This is a genomic window from Apibacter sp. B3919 (genome assembly GCF_026537405.1).
Taxonomy (GTDB): Bacteria; Bacteroidota; Bacteroidia; order Flavobacteriales; family Weeksellaceae; genus Apibacter.
The window spans coordinates 292,661-317,240 of sequence record NZ_JAFNMG010000002.1 but is presented as its reverse complement, the minus strand read 5'-3'; the positions used below and the strand labels follow the sequence as shown (position 1 = coordinate 317,240).

The following is a 24,580-nucleotide window of genomic DNA, read 5'->3' as shown; positions in this document are numbered from 1 at the left end:
TATTTGCAACCGTTAAAAATAACCTACCTATAAGGTAGCCGGAGAGATGGCAGAGTGGTCGATTGCGGCGGTCTTGAAAACCGTTGACTGTAACAGGTCCGGGGGTTCGAATCCCTCTCTCTCCGCTAATAAACCCGCTTATATAGCGGGTTTTCTTGTTTTTACGCGGTTTATAGCCCTTTTTTACGTTTTTTTACCTGTGCCATATTCTGCCAATTTTTTAATACCTTTTTAAAGAAAGTATCAAATCTTTTGATACTTTTTGAATATAAAATAGATTTAACTCATATTAGTTACAAAAAATGGCATTTACAGAGTTATATTTTCCTTTTAAAGCGCTAAAAACTATTTCTATACATTTATTAACACTATTAAAGTCAGTCATAAATCCTTAAATATATTAACTTTATACTAATAAGATTTTCAACCAAAAGTATATTATTATCTAAATTTTACGGGTTTATTTTACAATAAAATATATTTTTAAATAAATTATTTTAATGCATAAGATTATTCCATCATAAAACAATCGTTACATTAATTTTAAATGAAATTAAAAATATATACTATTGATATGTTTATTCTTGATTTTTCTTATTTATTTTCTTATTCAACAGTAGTCTTTTACATGTAAAACCTATTACAATAACTAATATAGATATAATTATTCCATAATTTGAGAATACATATTGTATATGTTCCCCTCGTTGTGAATTAACCTGTTTAATTTTAGTTTCTTTTATTGGTTTACTTTTTTCGACATATGCATAATCTGCCTCATAAATTTGATCAGCGGAGTCATTCGGATCATCGGGTTGATAACTTTCTTTGAATTTATTTTTTTTTCTTTTCAAATAATCGGTTAGCCCGGTAGCAGCAGCAAAGGCATCGTAATCAATTCCTGCTTTTTTACCTCCAATATATTTATAAACACGTTTATTATACTCCGGATCAGTTGATATTTCTTTCCTAAATCTTTTTAAATCATAACCTTTTTGGGGTCCATTTAAATAAATGTATAAATCGAATATATATTTATCATTCATTTTATTTTCTTTGAATTGATAATTATTTAATTTAAAAAATCTCAATACATTTATATCTAAACTTATTTAATTCAAATTTTAAAATATAAAAATATTGAGATTTAAAAATCAAGTACCTTTTTTATAATTTTAGATTTGGAAATATCACAATAAAAATTTTCTTATTAATCTATTGATTTCTTATTTTTCCAATGTAAATATCTTAACGGTGTGACCAACAATAATAGCTTCCTTGTTGTGCACAATTTCGGCATTGGTACCCGTCTTTTTTTATTTTAATACATTGACCGTACTGGCAATTTCTTTCTTGTGATACCTTTTCTGAATTTGTAAATGAAGTTAGAAAGCTCACAGCTGTTAAAGTAAAAGATGTAATAATTAATAATTTTTTCATGATTATAGTTATTTAAGGACTTCAAACTCAAAAGTCAATTTTTTTAATAAAAATAAGCTGTGAGTTTGTAGTCTCTTAATTGTAATCTGAAAGAACCTAAAATAAATGAACAAGTATTTTTCCTCCATTGGATATTTGCCATCGTTTCTACTTATTATCATATATATTTAAATTTGGTAGAATTCAGATAACAAAATAAAAAGCTAACAGCTTAATCTTAACCTATAAACTTACTCAAAATTACAAATAAAATAAAATGTGTAATTATAATTACTTTTAATTAACTGAATAAATAATTAATTATTATCATCAAGTGAAATTTATTAAATAATAAATATAAATATTGATCTAATATATGTTAATATTATTAATATCACACATTATCGCATGATTCCTAGTGAACATCTATGGAAACATCAGATGTGATTAAAAACTACTCTTAAAATTGTTGAAATTGCAAACTTAGAATCAAAAGTAAAAGTACCATAAAGGGCAATTATCTAATTTAAGAATTATATTTATTTTCTTTTAAATCAGAATTTAATTCTAAATTTTAATTTTTTTATTGAATTTAAATACATAAAATTATTACAATAATTCAGTAACCTTTTACTAAAAATATTATTTTAGTTAATCAAACGGAAACTTGAAAAAACTATAATGTTTTACATGGTTTCAATCGATTTATTCTCTCGACTGAGAATTAATTCCGTTGGTTTGAGCTGTTTCTATAGCCCAAGCAATTGCATTTGCGGTAAAAATTGAATTATATATAGTATGAATAGGTCCTCCTATATTAACATTTCCATAATTAGGCTTGGGTATTGGATAATAAGGATATGTATAATCGTTAATTGTAACTTTATCTATTAACATAGGATATTTATAAGAACTTGCATCATTTCCATTCATTTTATTAGGATAATTAGTAAGTGACGAATTAAATCCTCCATCTCCAACAAAGATTAAATTATATTTTTTATGTTTAAATGCAGAAATTCTTCCATCTTCAGTTCCTGAAAATATTTCAAGATCTTCTATAGGCAATGATTCTAAAACTGCTGTTTGACTAGTATCATCTCCCCATTTTTTTCCTCGTATGTCTCCAAAAGGACCATTTAAAACAGAACTATCCGCATCTGTAAAATCCCATACAATACCATTTCCTTTTTGATCAGTATACAATGAGCCTTTGATCGGCAAATCAGGATATAAAGCTTTAAAAAAACGTTCTACACGACTTTGATCTTCTATAAAAAGAAGCATAATCCCTTTTCTTTTAAGATACTCTACATAAATTGGAGCTGATTTAAGCGTGATTTCAGATGTTTGCCCTGTAATAAGTATATCCGGTGGATTATCCCCCAGCAACAAATTTTCTAACTCTATTTCTTTGGGAGAATCTAATATATTTTTATTATCAATCCATCCTTTAAATTTAACTATACTGTTTGGTGAAGGACCAAAATTTTCGGAACTGTTTACCATTAAAGATAAATTACCACCATATGGACCGGTTGACAAAGCATTATATACTCCCGCACCGGTAGCATATAATTTCACATAATCATAATAATAAGTCATGGGTACCGATGCTGAACAACTGGTTGATAATTCACTGTTAGAATATATAGTTAACTCTTTGGGTGAATAACCTTCCGGAATTCCATATCCTTGCAGCTTTACCGTTTGAGTTATTATATTATTATTGTTCTGCTGATCTCCTTCTAATGTTAAATTTTCAGTCTTAAAACCAATACCATCAACAATATTTGTATATAAAGATAATGGAGCTCCAATGTTAATCGGATTAAAACTTATGGTTACTTCAATATAATTATTTGGCGATAATTGAGATCCACTTGTATAAGATCCCTTAACGGATATAGAAGAACAATCTAAATTATATGCCGATTTCATTACCCGCTGTTTTACAACGACATTAAATTTACATGAATTAACTTCATTTATTTCCTGAGTTGTTAAAGTAAATTCATCTCCTGAATTATTTTCAGGGGTAAAATCTATAGGAGTACCATATCCCGGAATTTCAATTGTGTAAGTCCCTGTTGAAAGAAATTCTCCTGATTTAGAAAAAAAATACCTGTTATCCGGAGAAGAAACAGCATTAATTGTATAGGGCCCCGGTTTAGTAACATGCACCGTTACAGCGATTTTATTTTCCGCGGTAAGAGCTTCATCGTTAACATAATTTCCTAATACTTTAATAGTGGAACAATCTATGCTGAAATCAGCACTTAACTTATTACCGCAAATACTAATCCATCTCGCTTCGATCTTATTCCAGTAATTAAAGCAGTTTTCAGTTGTATTAAATATCAACAAACCATTTTTGCTAACAGTGGTTTCAATAGAATCTCTTTGTTTCTGACTTAGTCTTGGTATTAAAATTCCCTTGTTATTTTCAGGGGAAGAGATATCTAACATCGTTTGTGGATCCGGAAATTCATTTCCAATTCCTACTTGCGCATTAAGTGTGTAAATAAATAATAAGAAAATAATCAAATAGTTAGGCTTGCTCATAATCAAATTTTAGTAGTTATAGTATTATTATTAATTGTATTTTTTAAAATTATAAAATTTTTCACAATTAATTAGCCTTTTATACATAAAATTTTGAATATTTATTAAAATTCTTATATAAAAATTATAAATTATTAATTAGGTTCGTAAAAATTTTTACCCTTTACTTCTTGATAGCTAAAACGTTAAATATTTAAATAAGAACCATAAAATAATTTATGTAATTAAAATTTATTAAGAACAAAAAAGAACAAAAATGTGTAATTAATAATCAATAGACTATTTATCGGTTATTTAAAATTGATGAATTTTTTTAAATCTACTCTATAAATAATAAACTATTAGATTTAGTCAGAAAATTTTTAAAACTTACCATCTATGATTTCAATTTGCAGAATATATTATGTTTTTTTAAGCATTATATGATTTAATATAGAAAATTCTAATTCTAATTTAGTATACATCAAGCTAAACCCGGATAAACAGCTACTAAATTTAAAATAGTTTGTATTTTTTATACCAAGTAAAAAGGATGTTTTTAAACAGATGGAAGAACAATAATTTATTTTTCCATTAAGAAATTACAAATTTTATCAAATGTATAGGTAAAACATTCATCAACTTCATCTGAGATTTCTTTTCCACAAGGAAATGGGTCTTCGTGAATATATGTGTATGGATAATCCATTAATTCAATTTTTACCGGAATATCTCTTGCCGTTCCTTGCAATGTATTCATAATTTCGTAGGAAGGAATCACTTCATCTTTAGCCAAAGTGATTACATAAAATTGATCGCTGATTTTTCTAAATGTTTCTTCCCTTTCTTTAATTAGGTTTTTATAACAAAGCATACTCCTGAAATTAGGCCCCTCCGGTTCAGTATACATATAGTGTCGAAGAATCTCGTCTCTTTTCATATGACTTTCCATATGTTCAACAATAAAGGAATATAACCCAACTCCGGCTTCACTATCCAAAATAAATTTGGAAACGGGTGTTAATCGGTTAAATACGGCACCTCCACAAAAAATGGCACATTTGGTATCTGAAAAATAACCGTTTCTGTTGCTCATTTTTAAAACTTCAGCTAAAAAAGCACCAATGGAATAGGCAAAAAAGTCAATTTTAGCATCTTTATCAATTGCCGGATGTAGATCTTCTTTAATATCTTCAACAAAATCTATAACATCGTAATAAGATTGTAAACCCGACCAAATAAACCGTTGAGGTTTATTATTTATACGTGTACTTATTGCTACATTTGAAAGGCTGGAACATATAAGTATGGGAATTCTTTTTTTTCGTTCCTCACTTACCCGATACATTTCTCTGGAATTACTCCACAACAAGGGAGCCCTATTCATATGAAATGCCATTGGAAATAAAACAATAGCTTTTCCGGTTTTTTCTGCTAAATAGGTTGCCCAGGGTAAATACTTACTCCAATACTTTTCATTAAACCCATGAAATAGAATAATTATTTCTTTTGCCTTTTTTTCTTTTTTAGGCATTATTATATGATAACGAAACTCAATATTCTCGGATATATCTGCATCTTTTTTATTAAGCATCTTTTGTATGACATCCGGATCATGATCGTTAATTGGATTACTTAAGAACTCATAATCATCATTATTACCTAAACCACCTGGAAGTATAAATCGATAATTTGATTTAAATGAAAAATTTCTTATAACCAAATTCTCGTCTATTTCAATTTCATCCGTTGTATAATTTTCAATTTTCTTTAAATAATTAAACAAGTCTAAATATTTCATTTATATGTTAAAATTTGTAGTTAGGTATTGACTCACAAATAATTATACTATTATTAGGTATTTTAGGCTACAATTATAATAATTTTTCCGAATATATATAGGATATAAACCCATATTTTTTCGCAATAATAAAGATAATTTAATTTTATTATTAAAAAAAATATTCGCATATGATTCAATATTTTCTTAAAAACAAAAAATACATTATAAATATAAATTTAACCAATTAGTTAAATTATAATCATTTTTTTTGAATTAATTTTACAAATAATTTGCAATGGCATAAAATTTGATGTTAAATTACCCTTAATAATATGTTAATATATGCGTTCTTTTAATAAAACTCAGCTAAATAAATTAAAAAATAACTTATTAGAAGACTATATTTGCAAAAATTTTAATAATTAAATATTTTAAAATGTTTATAAATTCTAAAGGATGTTATATACCTACTAAGAGAGTTACTAATAGTTATTTTGCAAAACTTAATGATTTATCAGAAGATTGGTATTTTAAGAGGACCGGGATTTTGACCCGAGCCAGAGCTTCAGAAGAAGAAACTATAGACTACATGAGCATTAAAGCCGTTGAAGATGCTGTTAAAAATTTGCCTTACGACATTAGTGAAGTAGATTTAATTGTATTTGCTTCTTATACACCCAATGATACGGTGGGGACTACAGCTCATATTATTCAAAAAGAGTTTAACATAAACAATGCCAAAGCTTTTTATATATCTTCTGCTTGTTCTTCTGCCATCAATGGTATGGAAATTATTAATTCTTTTTTTAAAAGCAAAATATCTTCAAAAGCATTATTAATAAGTGCTGATAGAAACTCCAGCTATTCAGATGACAAAGACATTCAATCCGGACATTTATGGGGAGATGCTGCCGTTGCTCTATTTTTTTCCTCAGAACCTATGCGTCCAAATGAAGCTGAAGTTATAGATATTAATACACTTGGTCTTGGTAATATAGGCTATGGACCTAAAGCGGTTACTATGGAGCCTAAAAATGGTTTACATATGCCTTATGGTAAAGATGTATTTACTCAAGCGTGTATATATTTAACAAAGCTAACAGATGCTATAATCAAGAAAAATGGTTATACGATATCTGATCTAACTTATTTTATCGGTCATCAAGCAAATAAAAGAATTTTAAATAATGTATGTCATGAATTAGGGTTAGATGAAAATAAATCGCTTACAAATGTGGAAGAATTAGGCAATACAGGGTGTGCAAGTGCCCCTTTGGTTTTTGCTCAGAATTATGATATTTTTAAAGAAGGTGATCTTGTATGTCTTTCCGTTTTTGGAGGCGGCTATTCTTGCGGTACATGCTTAATTAAATTTAATTAAAAACTAACTGATATTAATTTTAAGTTCTTACCATTTCAAATTTCATTGCTATAAGAATCATAAAATTTTAATATCTTGTTTATTCAGAATGTATTATAATACATTCTTAAAATTTTATTTTGCTAATTTTTAACTATACAAAATGTAAATTATTGTATAGCCGGGTATTGTTTTTTATAATTTTAAAGTGTTGTTCTTTATTAATAAACAGTTCTATGAATTCTAGTAAGAAATAATTTTAAAACACATATCTATATTAAACATAATGTAGTTTATAAATCCGTTTTAGAAACTTTTAGTAATCATGCTAAAAGATTTACAAAACTTATAGAGATCTTTTTATAGATTTTAAATAATTATCTTTAGTTAACTACTTTATAAGTAAGATTTAACTAATCATATGTATACTTTTATAAAAGACAATTAACATTTATATGTGTATTTTCAATTAAAAAGTATACTAATATTGATAAATTTTAAACAAGATCTTTATTGGACGATAATGCAAATATTTATTTTTAATAAAATTCTATGAAGCTAGTATAAATATTAATTTTTACTGTTTGGATTTTTCAAATGCCTCACAAATTACTTGATGAATTAAAGGCATATACTCAGCCATATGAGAAATGGCATGTAAATCATCCAATTCCATCACCTTTAAAGATTCACCAAATACTTTTTTATAATATTCCGGATAAAGAACCTCATCATTTTTAGAGATAATAAGATGTATATTTTTGTTTAAAATGTTTTCAGAAGTAGCCGAAAATATTTTTTCTTTCATTTCGGGAGGAATCCGTTTTTGATCTTTAATTTGTTCCGAAGAGAAAACAGGATTAGTCATAACATAATGAATATCTTTAAAGAAATTTACCAAATTCCAAGCAAGATTTGCCCCCATACTGTCTGCCATAATAATTTTATCCCCTTTATCTTCCTCGAAAATTTTTGCTTTTTCTTCTAAAAATTTAGGAATGTCCATAAATTCATCCCATTCCCAATATATAAGGCTAAATTCTTTACTATTGCGATAAAAATTTTGTAAGCAATTGAATTTTTTTCCTGAAGTTTGATATCCGTGAAGAAAATATATTTTTTTCATTTGTAAATTTAGCTTGTCTAGTAGCTATTTAGATAATTATATTTATATAGGCCTATGCAATATCAATTGCGAACTTAATAATCTTATAAACCTCTCTGTTAGTTCATTATAAATTTCATTAAGCTTTTACCCTATTTTAAAATTGACATCTGTAAACCTAATCAAATTTATTAAATTTGTCAATAATATAAAATTAAAAATTATATTATTACATTTATCGTAACTGAAACAGAAATTATTTAAAAAGAACTCATTGTATAAGAAGTTATTTAGTCAGACATTAATATATGGATTAAGCAATGTTTTAGTCCGAGTATTTCCATTTATCCTTACTCCAATGTTAGTGCGAGCTTTCGGTCCGTCTAAATATTCAATATATGCTGATTTTTATTCAGCCGCGGGTATACTTTCTGTTTTACTTACCCACGGAATGGAAACTACTTTCTTTCGTTTTTTTCAAAAATTTAAAGACCACGAAAAAAGACAAAATGCAGTTTATTTTACTTCATTTTCCTCTGTTTGCATTGTTTCTCTCTTATTCTTAGTGTTTGGCATACTTGCCAGACACCCGTTAGCCTCAGCATTTAAACACCCTGATGAGGTAATTTTTTTAGTATGGTTTCTATTTATTCTTGCTGCTGATGCTATTTCAGCTGTTCCTTTTGCAAAACTCAGGATTCAAAACAGATCATTATATTTTGCTTCTTTAAAAATACTGAATTCAGTAACCATGTTTTTTTCCACAATTATATTAATATTTTGGATTCCTAAACAAATTGAAAATGGTGGAATTGGCGCTGTTTTTTTTAGTAAGATTTACAATTTTGATTATGGAATAGGTTATGCTTTTGCTGCAAACTTATTTGCAAGTATTATTACATTCCTTGCTTTAATTCCTACCATGCTTGATGGCAAATATGCTTTTGAATTTTCTTTATGGAAAAAGATGTTAAAATATGCGTGGCCAATTACCATTGCCGGTCTAGCCGGGATTGTTAATGAAACCATGGATCGACAATTTATTAAATATCTCCTTCCGGAAGGTATTGCCGAAGTTCAAATGGGTATTTACAGCGCTGTATACAAAATTGCTACTTTTATAACGTTGTTTAAGACTGCTTACCTGTTGGGGGTTGAGCCTTTCTTTTTTTCTCACGCTGACGACAAAAATTCAGGAAAAACGTATGCTACTTTAATGAAGTATTATGCTATATTTAGTGCCTTCATTTTATTATTCTTAGTAGCCAACTTAGATTGGATCGGTCGTCTTTATATTAGAAACACCGACTACTGGAGCGGCTTCCAGGTTGTGCCTGTTTTATTAATAGGGTCTACGTTTCTGGGAATATATCTCAATTTATCCATTTGGTATAAATTATCTGACAATACTCATTATGGTGCTATTATATCAGGAATTGGCGCATTCATAACTGTTGTTTTAAATTTTATTGGATTGAAATATACGGATCTTGGCTATTGGGCGTGTGCAATTGCAACTTTTGTGTCATACTTAACCATGATGCTTATATCCTATTTTTGGGGACAAAAAGAGTATCCTATACCCTACAATTACCGAAAACTGATTTTTTATATAGGAGGAAGTTCATTGTTAAGCTTTATTGCCTATTATTGCAGCAATCGAATGGCCGTGAGAATTGGGGTTGGTAATATTTTATTTTTTATTTTCTTATACCTGACTTTAAAAATTGAATATAAGGATGTCCAAATTTTTAGAAAAAAACTCGTACAACTGAAAAAACGCAAAAAGAACTAATTTCCAGTAGTATTTACTACATTCAATTTTTTTCTATCATAATAGATATCTTCGTTATTAAACATTTATCAATCTATAGCCCTACTATCTCTTACATATAACCAAGAACAACCTTGATTGTTAATGATACTTTTTTAAAAGACAAACAATTTTAAATTAAAAAATTCAATTTTATTATTTTATATCATTATGATTGATAATTAAAATTTTATAAAATAAATATATAATTTACATTTATTGTTTAACCGCTTGTTTAACGTACTTTAACCATAGAATATTTAAATAAATATATTTATTTATTCTATTAATTATAATAATTAAATATATAAATAAATATTTATAATAGCATATTAAAATAAATTTACTATATTTGCATTAATATTTATTTTATCTTATAATTATAATTTTGAGCATTCACAGATAGATATTCTTATTTATGCTGTGAAAACAAATAAAGCGGTCATTGTATGGCCGCTTTAAATTTTTAAAAAGTTTAATGCTGTACTCAATTGTAATAAATTATGTGTATTATAATAAGATCTAATCAAAATTAAATTTCCTTACCAGGTCATCAATGGTAACAGTTAAATTTTTTCTTTGTACTAATAGTCTTACTTGATCATCAATATTTGGAAATTCAAAGGGAATTAATCCTAAATATGTTTTCTTATTTTAAAAATCCATTCAGCAATAGAACTTATATCATTATTCAATTTACCCGAAATCATTTATTTTGAATTATTTTTTATTTATTATCTTTATTGTATAACAAATAAATATAGCATGGTACTATCAAGACAAAGTTTATTTCGCAAAATAGATAATTCACCATTGATTGTATTCCGTATACTATTTGGATTTTTGCTATTGGCGGAAACTTGGGGGGCAATTTTAACAGGTTGGGTAAACATCAATTTAATTACTCCTAAAGTCTTTTTCCCGTTTATTGGTTTTACATGGCTCCACCCTCTACCGGGATATGGTATGTATATTTATTTTATTTGTTTAGGTATATTGGGACTTTTGGTTATGATGGGTTATAGATATCGTTTAAGTCTTTTATGTTTTACTATATTATGGACGGCTCAATATTTAATGCAAAAAACAGCTTATAATAATCATTATTATTTTTTAATTCTAATATGCATTATTATGCTCTTTTTACCTGCGAATGCTTATTATTCTTTGGACTCAAAAAGAAATAAAAATATAAGATCTTTGACCATGCCTCAATGGTGCTCATTCGTTTTATTATTTCAAATATCCATTTTATATTTTTTTGCATGTATTGCTAAACTTTATCCTGATTGGTTAGATGGAACTTTTACGCGTTTATTATATTCCAATAAAACTAATATCCCTTTAATCGGTCAATTTTTCACCCAAAAATGGTTTTATATTTCTATAGCTTATCTTGGAATTATATTTGACGGATTGGTTGTTCCTTTAATGCTTTGGAAAAAAACTCGAACGTTAGCCTTACTTGCCTGTTTAATATTTCATCTTGCTAATTCGTTTATTCTAAACGTAGGAATTTTCCCCTATTTTGCCTTAAGCTTTACCGTTTTTTTCTATCCTCCGGAAACTATCCGTAAAATATTTTTCAAAAAGCGTCCACATATTTCTTTTGAAGAAAATAAATATAATTACTCTAATAAAAAAACAGTGTATTTTCTTTTAGTAATTTATTTCACCATTCAATTGATTTTACCTATACGTCATTATTTCATTAAAGGAAATGTATTTTGGACTGAAGAGGGGCATCGGTTAAGTTGGAGAATGATGCTGAGACAGCGTAATGGGTCTACACATTTTACTGTTATTGATAAAAAAACTAAAAAAATTCTGCCGTTTCGTATGCAGGATATATTTACTGATAAACAAATACTTAGAATCAATTGTTACCCTGACTTTATATGGCAAGCGGCTCAATATATAAAAGAGGATTCCAAATTGCGTCATAAAGATGTAGAAATTTATGCCGATACTCAAGTATCCGTAAATGATCATCCCTATAAGAGATTTATTGACCCAAAAATTGATTTAGCAGAAGTAAGCTGGGACTATTTTAAACATTCCGATTGGATTCTTTTATATGATGATTACAGAAAATAGATTTTTATATTAAATTTAACAGACAAATGCTAAATAAAATTGAAGCTTGCTACTTGTATTGTTTAATATAGTAAGAATAAATTAAATCATATCATTACTTTTTTTGGGATACTATAATCCCAAAAACACCCACTATTATAAGGAGAATACCAACTAACATCATTGAAGAAAAGGGTTCTGAAAACACTACTACTCCTATAATAACAGCGGTAATGGGCTCAAATGCGCCTAAAACTGAGGTGAGAGTAGATCCTATTCTTCTAACCGCCTCAACTAAAGTTATAATTGATACTATGGTTGGAATTAAAGCTAATAATGTTATATTTAGAACACATGAAGTATCTTTTACCGGAAACCATTGAAAAGAACCGGTCAATAAACAAAATATAAGAAGATAAACCACGCCAATAACTTGAATATAAAAGGTATATCTAAGCACTGGCATATCTTTTACGGTTGATTTAACGGATAATACCAGAAAAAATGCATAAAATATTGCAGCTGAAAGAGCAAACACTATTCCTTTGAAATTGATGTGACCTATTCCTTCCCCCAAAGATAAAAGGGCAACACCAACAACAGCCAATAGTATTGATATAAAACCTTTAACGGAAATTTTTTCACGAAAAAAGATTCCCATAATGATGGTAACAAAAACAGGATATAAAAAATGGACGGTAGTGGTAACTCCTCCTCCTAAATACGTATAGGATAGAAAGAAAAAGAGTGAACAAGTATTGCAAAGTAAACTTAGAACTGTTAATGCTTTAAATTCTTTCAAGGAAACTGAAAAATGTACTTTTTTTATTTTCATCAGTATTGCGACAGCAATACACGCCAATAAAAATCGATAAAACAAAACAGTATCAAAATTCAATCCTTTTTTCATTAAAGGAATGCTAAATAAAGGAATTAATCCATAGGTCATGGATGAAATAATTGCGCTCAATGATCCTTTAAAAAAGAATCCTTTTCCATATTTTCCAACCAGTGCTTTTGACTTTCTTGGTAAGCGTAATAATATATACCTTGCTGCCCTCATTTTTAGTGCAAAATTTGCTGCAAATGTATTTCTTATATTTCACAAAAAAAACTAGATTATTCAAAAAATAATCTAGTTTACATATGTTTTAATTTTTTTAGACATCAAATGCCGATTAACTAATTATTCGACTAATGGACAAAGCATTGGATCGTATTTAGCATCAAAATTATCTGTTATCGTAAGTATTGATATATTCTCTTGACTTTTTGAATGATTATTATTTATTCCTATTAAAAATTTATTTTTTTCAATAGGTTTTAATATATCTAAACTTGTAAATTTATCTATGTCTAATTGCGTACTCCATAAAAATCTACCTTGATCATCAATTCTAAATAAGTATCCATAGCTTAAACCTCTAGTTCCGATTTTAAAAAATTTTCCTCCAATAATATATCCTCCATTTTCTGCTTCAATAAGTGTATTTACTATTTCATACAACTTTATTGATTTAGAATAGTAATCTCCTTTCATTAATCCATATATCTTACTAAAAACTAAATTCCCTTGTTCATCCCATTTAGTTATTCTATAATCAGAACTTGTTTCATATGTTTCATCACTTGCTATAATATAATTTCCAAATTTATCTTGAATAAGTATCTGATTATATCTTGACTTTGAAAAAATCTCGGGAGATAGTTCTTTTTCCCATGTTATACTACCTCCATCTTTAAATTTAACGAGGTAAAATTTATTATTTCCCTTATCATCTTTTCTGTTATCTAACAAAATAAATTGATTATCAATTGTCCTTATGAGATTAGTTATATTTTTTATTTTATATTGATCTTGAGAAATCTTCCATTGGATTTCTCCTGCATCTGACAATTTATAAAGCCATACTTTACCCCCTTCAAAACTTCCACTGACTATATAACCTCCATCGTCTGATGATATTAATTTTGATACTTCACCCACATTTTTTTCCCAAATTTTGTTTCCAAAATAGTCAACTTTAATCAATTGGGATCCATTTATCAGAATTAAAAAACCTGATTCACCTTCCGCAATGAATTGTCCGGATTGTTCAGACTTTCCATCTGATAAAAATTTTGTCCATAAAAGATCACCTTCTTTATCTAATTTCGTTATATAAACTGCTTTACATGGCATGAAAATAACCCCAGTCAAAGAATCTTTCAGATATAAATCTTTAGAATAGCCTGTAAACATAAAATTTCCATCCTTAGTTTTTATCATAGATGACATTTGATAAGTATTTAAAGTTTTTTTCAATTCCACAGTTGGATCTTGTGCAGACAGGGTTGCATAAATCAAAATTCCTATTAATATAATTATATTTTTCATTATCTATTTATTATGTTTATGAATTAATTAACTAAAAATATTTTTACTTAGTTTTTAAGTATTTTTTGAACATATACATCTGACTCACTCTCTATTTTTAGTATATAAATTCCCGGTATAAACATAGACATATCTATTTTATCCAGATATTTGTATTCTTGTAAAATAATTTTTCCTGTGATATCTGTAATAAATATTTTCTTTACTTTTTGATCAGTAGGTATTTTTATATTTAGATAAGCATCTACCGGATTTGGATATAAAATAATTTGCTCTTCTTTATTAGTCTGATTTTCAATTCCTAAAAATTTACTATCTTTTATTTTACTAATTTTATATTTATTTACTAATATATATTCATTACTTCCCAAATCTTTGATGAATGAGATTGTATTATTATCATCATTAGTAAAAGTTTTTTTCCAAATAATTTTCTTTTGCTTATTAATTTTAGTTAAAGTTGTGTTTTCCGACAATAAATAAAAACCGTCTGCCGTTTCAAGTGAATTTAAAATCGATTTATCGTTATTTTCACCAATAAAAGTTAAATTAGAAATCTTTTCCCCCTCTTCATTTATTTCAATTATATTCAACTTATTATTTGCAATTTTATAGGAAAATAATAATTTTTTACTTTTATTTCTTACATAATTTATTTCAGATAAAGCATTATACATTTCCTTGATTTCTTTATTTTCAATGTTAATGCCGTCTTTATTTACCTTCAATAAATAGGAACTACCGAATTTGCCTGACATATATTCCTCATATTGTGTTATAAAAATATAGTTTTGATCGAGATCTTCCCTAATAGCTATACAATACCCACCCAATGATTTATCTAAAATAGTACGCCATTGTTCTTCTCCGGATTTATTAACTTTAATTATTATTCCTTCATATTTATCTATGTGTGGGTCTGTTTTTTTTACCGTAATAAGATAACCATCACTAACTGGTAGTACAGACATAATTTGCAAATCTTTGAAACTGTAAGAAATTAATTTATTTCTTCTATCCAATCTCTGATTAAAATCTATAAATTTTGTTGAAATCTCATATCCGTTACAATCGGTTTTCATTATCCATACACCATTTTCTCCTTTTTTAGGAAAATCAAAATAATCATATTTGTCTATTCCAAAAATAATATAACCGTCTTTTTCTCCCATTAACCGATATACTTCTCTGTCTACTCCATAAATATCTTCACTTAAATGCATTTCTTTACCAACTTTTCCATCTATATCAGTAAAAATTAACTTTGAACTTGTTCTATTCCTTCCATAAAAGTATATTTCTTCATTAACAGCTAAAGCATACCCGGATAATGTTTTAGCGACATCAGCAATAGAATAGTTTAAATTATTTTCCCAAAGTACCTCTGCACTTTGCGCATTGCTTTCTTGCAAGGTAAGAACACTTGCCCATAGAACTAGTAAAATTTTTTTCATAAATCACTTTTATTTTTTAGTGCATAAAAGTAGTAATCTTGGATAAAACACTCTACGGGATTTTAATATTTATTATAAAAAAGTATTATCCGACTATGAACAAATGGAAACTATGTTGTTTGGAATAATAAATTTTTCTTTAATTTTTATATTTCATAAAAAAACTAGATTATTTTTCAAATAATCTAGCTTTATAATTAATAAAATTTTAAATCACTTTTTTTAATCTTTAATCTTCTGCCGGACACAACAACGGATTAAATTTAGAATTTAAATTATCTGTAATTTTAAAAATATTTGTTTCTGAAAAATAATTCATTGGATTAAACTCTGAGTATATAGATACCATATAGGTATTTTTACCCATTGGAATTAAAGAATCAATAAAATTAGCCTTATTAAGATGAAAAGATTCATACCATTGTACATTTCCATTCTCATCAATCTTAAATATACTACTATCAAAATAAGTTGTTGTATTAAATTTCTCCTCACAGATAAAAAGATATCCTCCTTCTTCCGATTCAATAATTTTTCCTAAATAGGTTGAATAAAAGTCATTACCTATTGCAAAACCATATAATTTATTAAATATTACATTAAAATCTTTATCTAATTTCACTAATCTGATATCTTCTGAACTTAAATTATATTTGACTTCATGATCAGAAGTATCTTCTGTACTGAAAACTAAATAATTACCGGACCTGTCTTGATAAAAATCTAGATTTTTATTAGATTGATAAATGATATGATTAGGTATTTGTTTTTCTGATATTATTTCACCATAATCAGTAAATTCCATTATATAGAAATTTGAAGCATCTGATTTATCTTTCTTTTTTACTAACGCCAAATAATTTCCGTTTAAAGATTTTTGTCTTATTGAAACATATACTGCCTTATACTGATCTTTAGTTATTTCCCATTCTATTTCACCTTCTGAATTTAACTTATATATCCATATATCCTCTTTTTTATTAAAAGTGTTTGAAAGAAAAAAACCTCCTTTACTTGATGCCAATATATTTCGAGGCATTATAATACCTGTTTTCTTTCTAAAATAAATAATTCCTGAATTATCAATTTTGATCAATTGACCATCCTCAGTAAAAATTGAATACCCTTTATCATTCTCTATTAAAAAAATACCTTTTTCACTTGTATTTACCTTTTCTAATTTTCTTGACCATATAACCTTGCCTTCATCAGTTAATTCCTTTATTATTATGGAATAAACATCTTCAAATTCAGGCTCAAAATACCATGTATTTTCTAATAGCACATAATTGCCTTTCGTATTCTTTATAATAGTTTTTACTTGATTCGAACCTTCAAAAGTATTTAAGGTATTAATCTTAGGGTTTTGCGCATATATAACTGTAAAAAATAGTATGCTTAGTAGTATAATTATATTTTTCATTGTCTCTATTTTTTGGTGAATTATTAAATAAAAAATAATTTTTTACTTTTTAAGTATTTTTTGAACATATACTTTATATTCGGTTTCAATTTTTAAAAAGTATACACCAGGCAGACACATTGAAACATCTAATTTATCCTGATATGTATTGTGTTCAAACACCTTTTTCCCACTAATATCGGTTACCAATATTTTTTTGATTTTTTCTCCTTTTGGAACATTTATATATAAATAGCTCTCAACCGGATTAGGATATAAAAATACGTTCTCTCTTTTTTCAGAAACATCATCTATTCCTAAGAATGGCTGCTGATCCTTAAGTTTTAAAATATTAAAATTATTAAAAGCTATATATTCATTATTTCCTAAATTAAATAGATTATTATAACCGTAATTATTATTTACTTTTTCTTTCCATAAGATTTCTCCTTTTTTATTTATTTTAACAAATTCATTTCCTCCAATAAGATAGCAATCATCATCAGTTTCCATCCAAGTGGAATCATTTTCCATAACCATATCATAGATAATCTTAGATATCACTTTTCCATCTTCATTTAGCTCAACTACCATAAATTTATTTTCTTCATTTTTAACTGAAAATAAGAGCTTATTTTTATTATTTGTGATGGGTTTCATTTTAAAATCACCCAACTCAACTATTTCATGTTGAGTCAAAATCTTTCCTTCCTTGTCTAACTTGACATAAAAATTTTTATTGGATGATCTATAACTTTCTTTAATATACCCTATTATACAGTACTCGTTATGAACTGTTTCTTTTAAAACCTCAAGATTTTCAAAACTTAACTTTTCATCAAAATTAACTTCCCATAAAACTTGACCATTCTTATCAAGTTTGTAAACAACTTTAACAAATTGATTGTTTTTATCGTATATTTTTGCTGTAAGTAAGTAGCCGTCACTAATTGTTTTAACGGATAGAATTTCAATCGTTCCATATCCACTATTATTCTTATCAAAAGATTTCTTACTCCAAATAATTTTTGTTTCTATTACACCACCATTGCAATCGGTCTGCATCATCCATAAATTATCCAATTTATTTTTTGATTTATCTGAAAATTTCTTTTCATCTATACCAAAAATAACATAACCGTCAGAATTGGGAATTATCTTATTAGCTATTCTGATTCCACCATTTAAATCAGTATCTAAGAAATTTTCCTTGATTAATTCACCGTTTGGGTTTAGAAAAAATATTTTAGATAATATCCCTAATCTTAATGAACAATCTCCAATTAGCGCAACTCCCCTAGATCGGGTTTTGGCCATATCATTAATGCCAGGATAACAAAGATTTCCCTCATCTAATTTTTTCTCCCAAACTGCTTTTGAATTTTGCGCATTAAAATTTTGTAAAGTAAGAACACTTACCCATAAAACTAATAAAATTTTTTTCATAGATCATCTTTTTAATTATTAATGGGTTAAAGATAGTAATATTGGATAAAATATTATCTAGGATTTAAATTTTTTCAAAATTAAAATTCTCTTATCATTTACTTTTCCAACCCAATAATTCACTTTTATTTTTATTTTATTATTCTTGGATTTATTTTTTATATATATTTGATAAAAAAGAATCCAATTGTATGAAATGGAAAAAAATTTCATTAGGATTAATTTTTCTCTTTATTCTGGGAGTTGTACTTAACTTCGGAATTAATAGTTGGATTAAAAACAGTTTACCTGATTTCATTTCTAAAAGAAATGATACACCATATAAATTTAATTATTCTGATGTTACTTATTCGCTCCTCCAGGGAGAAATGAACATAAGTGATATCAATATTGCTCCCAAGTCCAACAAAAAGGGCATTTATACCATCAATGTAAAGAAAATAGTAATACACGGGGTAAAATTTATACGATTTTTATTATTTAAAGATTTAGCTGCAGATCTTATCGAAATTGACCAACCGGATATCATTTGTAAACAATATGCCGATTCATTAAATCACAAAAATGATTTAGTAAAATACAAGCTGGGAAATTCAATTCAAATTGGAAAATTTGAAATTAATAAAGGAAATTTAGCTCTTTACGACAAGGCAGACGGAGCTAAAAAAGCTTCTTTACGAAATCTAAACCTTCACCTTTCCGGGGTATTATGGGATATGGTGGATAATGAAAAACGTATACCGCTTACTTACGATAAAGTAAAATTGGATGTGTCAGATATATTTTATCAGCTCGATGAAATTCATCATTTACAATTAAAAAAGTTTAAGTTTACCAACGGATTTCTTGAAACCAATCAAATACTTTTATATCCAAATATATCCGAAGAGAGTTTTAAAACCGGAAATTATTTTCAAAAAACCTTACTTTCTATAGAGGTCCCAACCGCAAAGGTCAAAAATTTAGATTGGGGATATGATAAAAACGGTTACTTTTATCTTAAAACCTCTAAAATTGAAGTTGATTCCACTCATATCGCAATCATTGAAAAATATTCAAATTCAAAACCTAAAAACATTACGGAGCATATAGACCGAATAATCCCTTTTAATTTGAGTATTGATACCATCCAAATACTTAAATCGAAATTAAATTTCAATAATCATTTAACAAGCAATAATGTTAATATCGAAATTCTAAAAATAATCAACAAAGTTAATGATAAAATCACCCTGGAACGTTTAAAATTATATGATAATTCTTTAATTATAAAACAACCTTATGAAACTAAGTCAGCTAAAAACAATGCAGGCAAATTTACCTATTTATTCGACGATGTTCTTGAGATAAAAAATTTCATCATAGCTAATTCACATATACAATACTTCAATCCGGCTAATAACTCATTATTGGAAATGGGAAACATTAATTATTCGATTCATGATATTAATATCAATACGATATTTACTAATACAAAAAAATATATTCCTTTCTCCTACTCAAATTTTCAATTGGAAGCAAACCATATATTTTATACAGGATTTAAATTTTATAATTTCAAAATAGATAAAATGATTTTATCTGACAATAAATTTGAAGCAAAGAATTTAAACATTCTTCCTACTATATCTCCTCAAAAATTTGCAGCACAAAAAATAAGCAAAAACCTCTATAAAATCCATATGGATCATATACTACTCCCGAAAATAAAGTGGGATTTGAATAACAATAAATTCAGTTTACAAGCTTCTTCTCTGATTATAAATGAAATGAAAGCTTCAATATTTCAAAATCCAAAAGTTAAAGTCAAATCAAAAAATATACATTTCAACACGTACGACCTGGATACAGAAATTCGTTTAGATACATTTTTAATCGGCAAATCCTCCATCCATCAATATAATGCGGCCAATACAACACTCACTACATCAACAAAAGATTTAAAGCTTTCACTATACGACATTAAGGTAAAAGACTCATCCGATACCCATACCTTCGGTTTCCCTTTTTCTTTTTCAAAATTCAATATAACAGGTAAAAATATTTACCATGATATGGGATCTCATACGTTACAAATGAACCATCTGTTACTTACCCATACTTCCCTATATGCAAACACAATAAATATACTGCCCAAAAAAAGTCAATTGAATTTTATGAAAAAAAAGGGTATTGATGCTTATACGGTGAATCTTTCCAAAATTACAATACCCAAATTAAATTGGGGGTCATTAGATAAACAAATAAATTTTATTGCTCCTAAAGTCATCGTTGAAAATATGCAAACCACTATCCATCAATACGACATTCCTGACAATGTTTACAAACCAGTTTACAAACCTTTTTTCAGCGAAAAACTTAGAAAATTAAAATTTAAGTTAGACATTAAAGAAGTCCATTTTTATAATTCTTCCTTAACATATGAAGAAGAATCCCTTACTAACAATATTGGAAAAATTTTCTTTACCAACATCAATGCAAAAATTAAAAATATTTCCGGTGGATATGATGTTTCTCATTTACCCGATGTAGTCATAGATTTTAAAAGTACTTTCATGAAATCCGGAAAACTATCTGCCAGTTGGAAATTTAATACATTAAATAAATCGGATAATTTTACCGTTAAAGGAAATTTATACGGACTTCCTGCCGAAAAATTGAATCCATTTATAAAACCTTATTTACATATATCGGCAAACGGAAATATCCAAAAAGTTTCATTTAATTTTGATGGCGATAATACAGTTGGAAACGGTACATTCGGTATGAATTATAAAAATTTAAAAATTACCCTATATAAAAAGGATGGTGAAAGAGAAAAAAAATTCCTTTCTTCTCTAGCAAATCTTGCCTTAATAAAAAATTCAAAAGACTCCTTAAAAATGTCGAAAATTAAAAAAGTAGAAAGAAGTAAAGACAAATCATTTTTTAATTTTCTATGGAAACTAACACTCAGTGGACTTAAAGAAACTTTATTGATTTTTTAATAAAAAATAAGATTTACAAGAATAACATACATTAAATTAAACAATGTTTTCTTCATAAAATAAGTAATAACGAATAACATAAAACATTCAACAAGATAAGTTACAAAAATCGTAACTTTGTTTATTCTTTGAATTACCCCATGCAGAATACATTAAAATTATCAGGATTAGAAGTTTTTACTGTTTATCCTGGAAGCAATTTAATAAACATCGGTGAAAGGACCAATGTTACCGGATCGCGTAAATTTTTAAATCTGATAAAAAATGAAAAATTTGATGAAGCTCTTTCAATTGCCCGAGATCAAGTGGATGGAGGAGCTCAGATCATTGATATTTGCATGGATGAAGGCTTAATTGACGGCGTGAAAGCTATGACTACCTTTTTACGTTTGATTGCTTCTGAACCCGATATAGCACGAGTTCCTATCGTTATCGATTCATCAAATTGGGAAGTCATTGAAGCCGGATTAAAAAACATTCAAGGAAAAGGAATAGTTAATTCCATCAGCCTTAAAGAAGGTGAAGAAGAATTTATAAAAAAAGCCAAAATAATCAAACGATACGGCGCGGCCATGATTGTTATGGCATTTGATGAAGAAGGACAAGCCGATAATTTGGAAAAACGAAAAATTATATCTCAACGCTCCTATAATATTTTGGTTCATCAATTAAACATTAACCCCTCTGATATCATCTTCGACCTAAATATTTTCCCGGTAGGTACCGGAATGAAAGAACACCGAAGAAATGCGCTTGATTTTTTTGAAGGAACTCAATGGGTGAAAGAAAATCTTCCGGGGTGTTTCGTTTCGGGAGGAGTAAGTAATGTATCCTTTTCGTTTAGAGGGAATAATAAAGTTCGGGAATCGATTAATGCAGCATTTCTATATCATGCCATCCAATACGGATTGGATATGGGAATTGTCAATCCCACTCAACTGGCCATTTATCAAGAGATTGAACCGCAATTACTAAAAAAGATTGAAGACGTCTTATTTGATAGAGATGAAGAAGCTACCGAAAGGCTTATAGAATATGCAGAAACTATTGTTGAAAATAAGGATACAAAAGAGCAAAAAATAGAAGAATGGAGGTCGTGGCCGATTGAAAAAAGATTGGAATTTGCTTTGATAAAGGGCAATGCGGACTACATTGAACAGGATGTTGAAGAAGCCCGTTTACAAGCCAATAAACCTTTGGATGTAATTGAAGGCCCTTTAATGGATGGAATGAATACGGTTGGCAAGTTATTTGGAGCGGGTAAAATGTTTCTTCCTCAAGTGGTTAAAACTGCTCGAGTAATGAAAAAGGCCGTTGCATACTTGCAACCTTTCATTGAAGCAGAAAAAAACGGAGAATCTCAATCTAACGGTAAAATACTAATGGCTACCGTTAAAGGTGATGTTCATGATATCGGTAAAAATATAGTCGGAGTCGTATTGGCTTGTAATAACTATGAAATTATAGATTTAGGAGTTATGGTTCCTAAGGAAACAATTATCGAAACCGCCATCCGTGAGAAGGTGGATTTGATTGGACTTAGCGGTTTAATTACTCCTTCTTTAGATGAAATGATCCACGTGGTTGAAGAACTCGAAAGAAGAAATCTTTCATTTCCGGTAATGATTGGAGGAGCTACTACTTCAAAAATCCATACCGCCTTAAAAATTGCCCCTAAATATAGTCATACAGTTGTTCATGTCTTAGATGCCTCTAAATCTGTTACCGTTGCATCTTCTTTACTCTCTTCACAAAGCGAGGATTTTAAGAAAAAAATATCAGAAGAATATGCCCATTTAAGAGAAGGCTATTTAAATAGAAGTACTGAAAAAGAATATCTTACGCTAGAACAAGCTCGTAAAAATAAACTAACTATTGATTGGAATCAATACATTCCCTGTAAACCCAAACAGCCAGGTGTACAGGTTTTTTCTTCCATACTCCTGGAAGATCTAACGGAATATATCGATTGGCAACCCTTTTTCAGAACTTGGCAACTGACAGGAAAATATCCCGATTTGCTTTCAGATGAAGTAACCGGCGATGAAGCCACAAAATTATATCACGATGCATTACAAATGATTGAAAAAGTAATTGCTGAAAAACTATTGCAACCCAAAGCCGTAATTGGATTATTTAAAGCCAATTCCAATGAACAAGACGATATTGAAATTTACTCGAATGACAATAAACTAATTCATACATTTCGAACCTTACGGCAGCAATCTGTAAAGTCAGAAGGAAAACCAAACTTAGCCCTATCCGACTTTATTTTACCTAAAAACAAAGAAAATTTACACGACTATATAGGATGTTTCGCTGTTTCTATTTTTGGAGCAGAAGCCTTGGCCAAACATTACGAAACAAACCATGACGATTATTCGGCTATTATGATAAAAGCTGTTTCGGATAGATTTGTGGAAGCCTTGGCTGAATACATGCATCATAAGGTAAGAAAAGAAATTTGGGGATATGCTCCCGATGAAATCTTGGACAATCAATCACTATTTAAAGAAAAATATCAAGGCATACGTCCCGCTCCCGGTTATCCTGCTTGTCCGGATCATTTGGAAAAGCTCACTATTTGGGAATTGTTGGATGTTACGGATCGTATTGGAGTACAATTAACTGTGAGTCTTGCAATGTATCCGGCTTCTTCAATTACGGGATATTATTTTGCCAATCCACAATCTAACTATTTCGGATTAGGGAAAATTACGCAAGAACAAGTTAAAGATTATGCTAAACGTAAAGAAATAAAACTTGAAGATGCACAATATTGGCTTAAACCTAATTTAGCCTAAGAATCTTACT

Annotated in this window: 15 protein-coding genes and 1 tRNA gene; 6 read left to right on the top strand and 10 right to left on the bottom strand. The window is 28.1% G+C overall.

The features are described 5' to 3' along the window. Positions 1-40: 40 nt before the first annotated feature. A tRNA-Ser gene (locus J3U20_RS04700) sits at positions 41-125 on the top strand. A gap of 453 nt (positions 126-578) precedes the next feature. Here J3U20_RS04700 and J3U20_RS04695 read toward each other — a convergent pair. The 4 genes from J3U20_RS04695 to J3U20_RS04680 all read right to left on the bottom strand — a co-directional run bounded on the left by J3U20_RS04695 (position 579) and on the right by J3U20_RS04680 (position 5,764). Beyond that, entirely contained in the window at positions 579-1,046 is a 468-nt protein-coding gene (locus J3U20_RS04695) for a hypothetical protein (protein WP_160541844.1), read from the bottom strand. A gap of 202 nt (positions 1,047-1,248) precedes the next feature. Next, a complete protein-coding gene (locus J3U20_RS04690; protein WP_160541843.1) occupies positions 1,249-1,440 on the bottom strand; it encodes a hypothetical protein in 192 nt (63 codons plus the stop codon). Between the two features lie 684 nt (positions 1,441-2,124). After that, positions 2,125-3,984 carry a hypothetical protein gene (locus tag J3U20_RS04685; protein WP_160541842.1) on the bottom strand — a complete coding sequence of 620 codons (1,860 nt, stop codon included), beginning with the start codon at positions 3,982-3,984 and terminating at the stop codon, positions 2,125-2,127. 562 nt (positions 3,985-4,546) lie between these two features. Then, on the bottom strand, positions 4,547-5,764 hold the full coding sequence (locus J3U20_RS04680; RefSeq protein WP_160541841.1) for a DUF6051 family protein: 1,218 nt from the start codon (positions 5,762-5,764) through the stop codon (positions 4,547-4,549). A gap of 418 nt (positions 5,765-6,182) precedes the next feature. Between J3U20_RS04680 and J3U20_RS04675 the strand changes: the two genes are divergently transcribed. Next, positions 6,183-7,127 carry a 3-oxoacyl-ACP synthase III family protein gene (locus tag J3U20_RS04675; RefSeq protein ID WP_160541840.1) on the top strand — a complete coding sequence of 315 codons (945 nt, stop codon included), beginning with the start codon at positions 6,183-6,185 and terminating at the stop codon, positions 7,125-7,127. A 556-nt stretch (positions 7,128-7,683) separates the two neighbouring features. On the opposite strand, the gene J3U20_RS04670 is transcribed toward J3U20_RS04675, so the two are convergent. Beyond that, complete coding sequence (locus tag J3U20_RS04670) at positions 7,684-8,232, bottom strand: hypothetical protein (RefSeq protein WP_160541839.1); 549 nt, start codon at positions 8,230-8,232, stop codon at positions 7,684-7,686. A 253-nt stretch (positions 8,233-8,485) separates the two neighbouring features. Here J3U20_RS04670 and J3U20_RS04665 point away from each other — a divergent pair, with 253 nt between their 5' ends. Beyond that, positions 8,486-10,006: a lipopolysaccharide biosynthesis protein gene (locus J3U20_RS04665; protein ID WP_160541838.1), complete on the top strand. Its 1,521-nt coding sequence runs from the start codon at positions 8,486-8,488 to the stop codon at positions 10,004-10,006. A gap of 783 nt (positions 10,007-10,789) precedes the next feature. After that, positions 10,790-12,121 carry an HTTM domain-containing protein gene (locus J3U20_RS04660; protein ID WP_160541837.1) on the top strand — a complete coding sequence of 444 codons (1,332 nt, stop codon included), beginning with the start codon at positions 10,790-10,792 and terminating at the stop codon, positions 12,119-12,121. Between the two features lie 94 nt (positions 12,122-12,215). Here the strand turns inward: J3U20_RS04660 and J3U20_RS04655 are convergent, their stop codons facing one another. The 5 genes from J3U20_RS04655 to J3U20_RS04635 form a co-directional block, all read right to left on the bottom strand. After that, positions 12,216-13,163, bottom strand: coding sequence for a DMT family transporter (locus tag J3U20_RS04655; protein WP_160541836.1), 948 nt, complete (start codon positions 13,161-13,163; stop codon positions 12,216-12,218). A gap of 123 nt (positions 13,164-13,286) precedes the next feature. Continuing rightward, complete coding sequence (locus J3U20_RS04650; RefSeq protein WP_160541835.1) at positions 13,287-14,477, bottom strand: hypothetical protein; 1,191 nt, start codon at positions 14,475-14,477, stop codon at positions 13,287-13,289. Positions 14,478-14,524: 47 nt separating this feature from the next. Continuing rightward, entirely contained in the window at positions 14,525-15,931 is a 1,407-nt protein-coding gene (locus tag J3U20_RS04645; RefSeq protein WP_160541834.1) for a T9SS type A sorting domain-containing protein, read from the bottom strand. A gap of 229 nt (positions 15,932-16,160) precedes the next feature. After that, positions 16,161-17,354: a hypothetical protein gene (locus tag J3U20_RS04640; RefSeq protein WP_160541833.1), complete on the bottom strand. Its 1,194-nt coding sequence runs from the start codon at positions 17,352-17,354 to the stop codon at positions 16,161-16,163. Between the two features lie 42 nt (positions 17,355-17,396). Further along, positions 17,397-18,779, bottom strand: a complete 1,383-nt coding sequence (locus tag J3U20_RS04635; protein WP_160541832.1) for a T9SS type A sorting domain-containing protein — start codon at positions 18,777-18,779, stop codon at positions 17,397-17,399. Positions 18,780-18,970: 191 nt separating this feature from the next. On the opposite strand from J3U20_RS04635, the gene J3U20_RS04630 reads away from it, so the two are divergent. Both J3U20_RS04630 and metH read left to right on the top strand, forming a co-directional pair. Next, positions 18,971-21,766, top strand: a complete 2,796-nt coding sequence (locus J3U20_RS04630) for a hypothetical protein (RefSeq protein WP_160541831.1) — start codon at positions 18,971-18,973, stop codon at positions 21,764-21,766. Positions 21,767-21,906: 140 nt separating this feature from the next. Beyond that, complete coding sequence (gene metH / locus J3U20_RS04625; protein ID WP_160541830.1) at positions 21,907-24,570, top strand: methionine synthase; 2,664 nt, start codon at positions 21,907-21,909, stop codon at positions 24,568-24,570. Positions 24,571-24,580 lie beyond the last annotated feature (10 nt).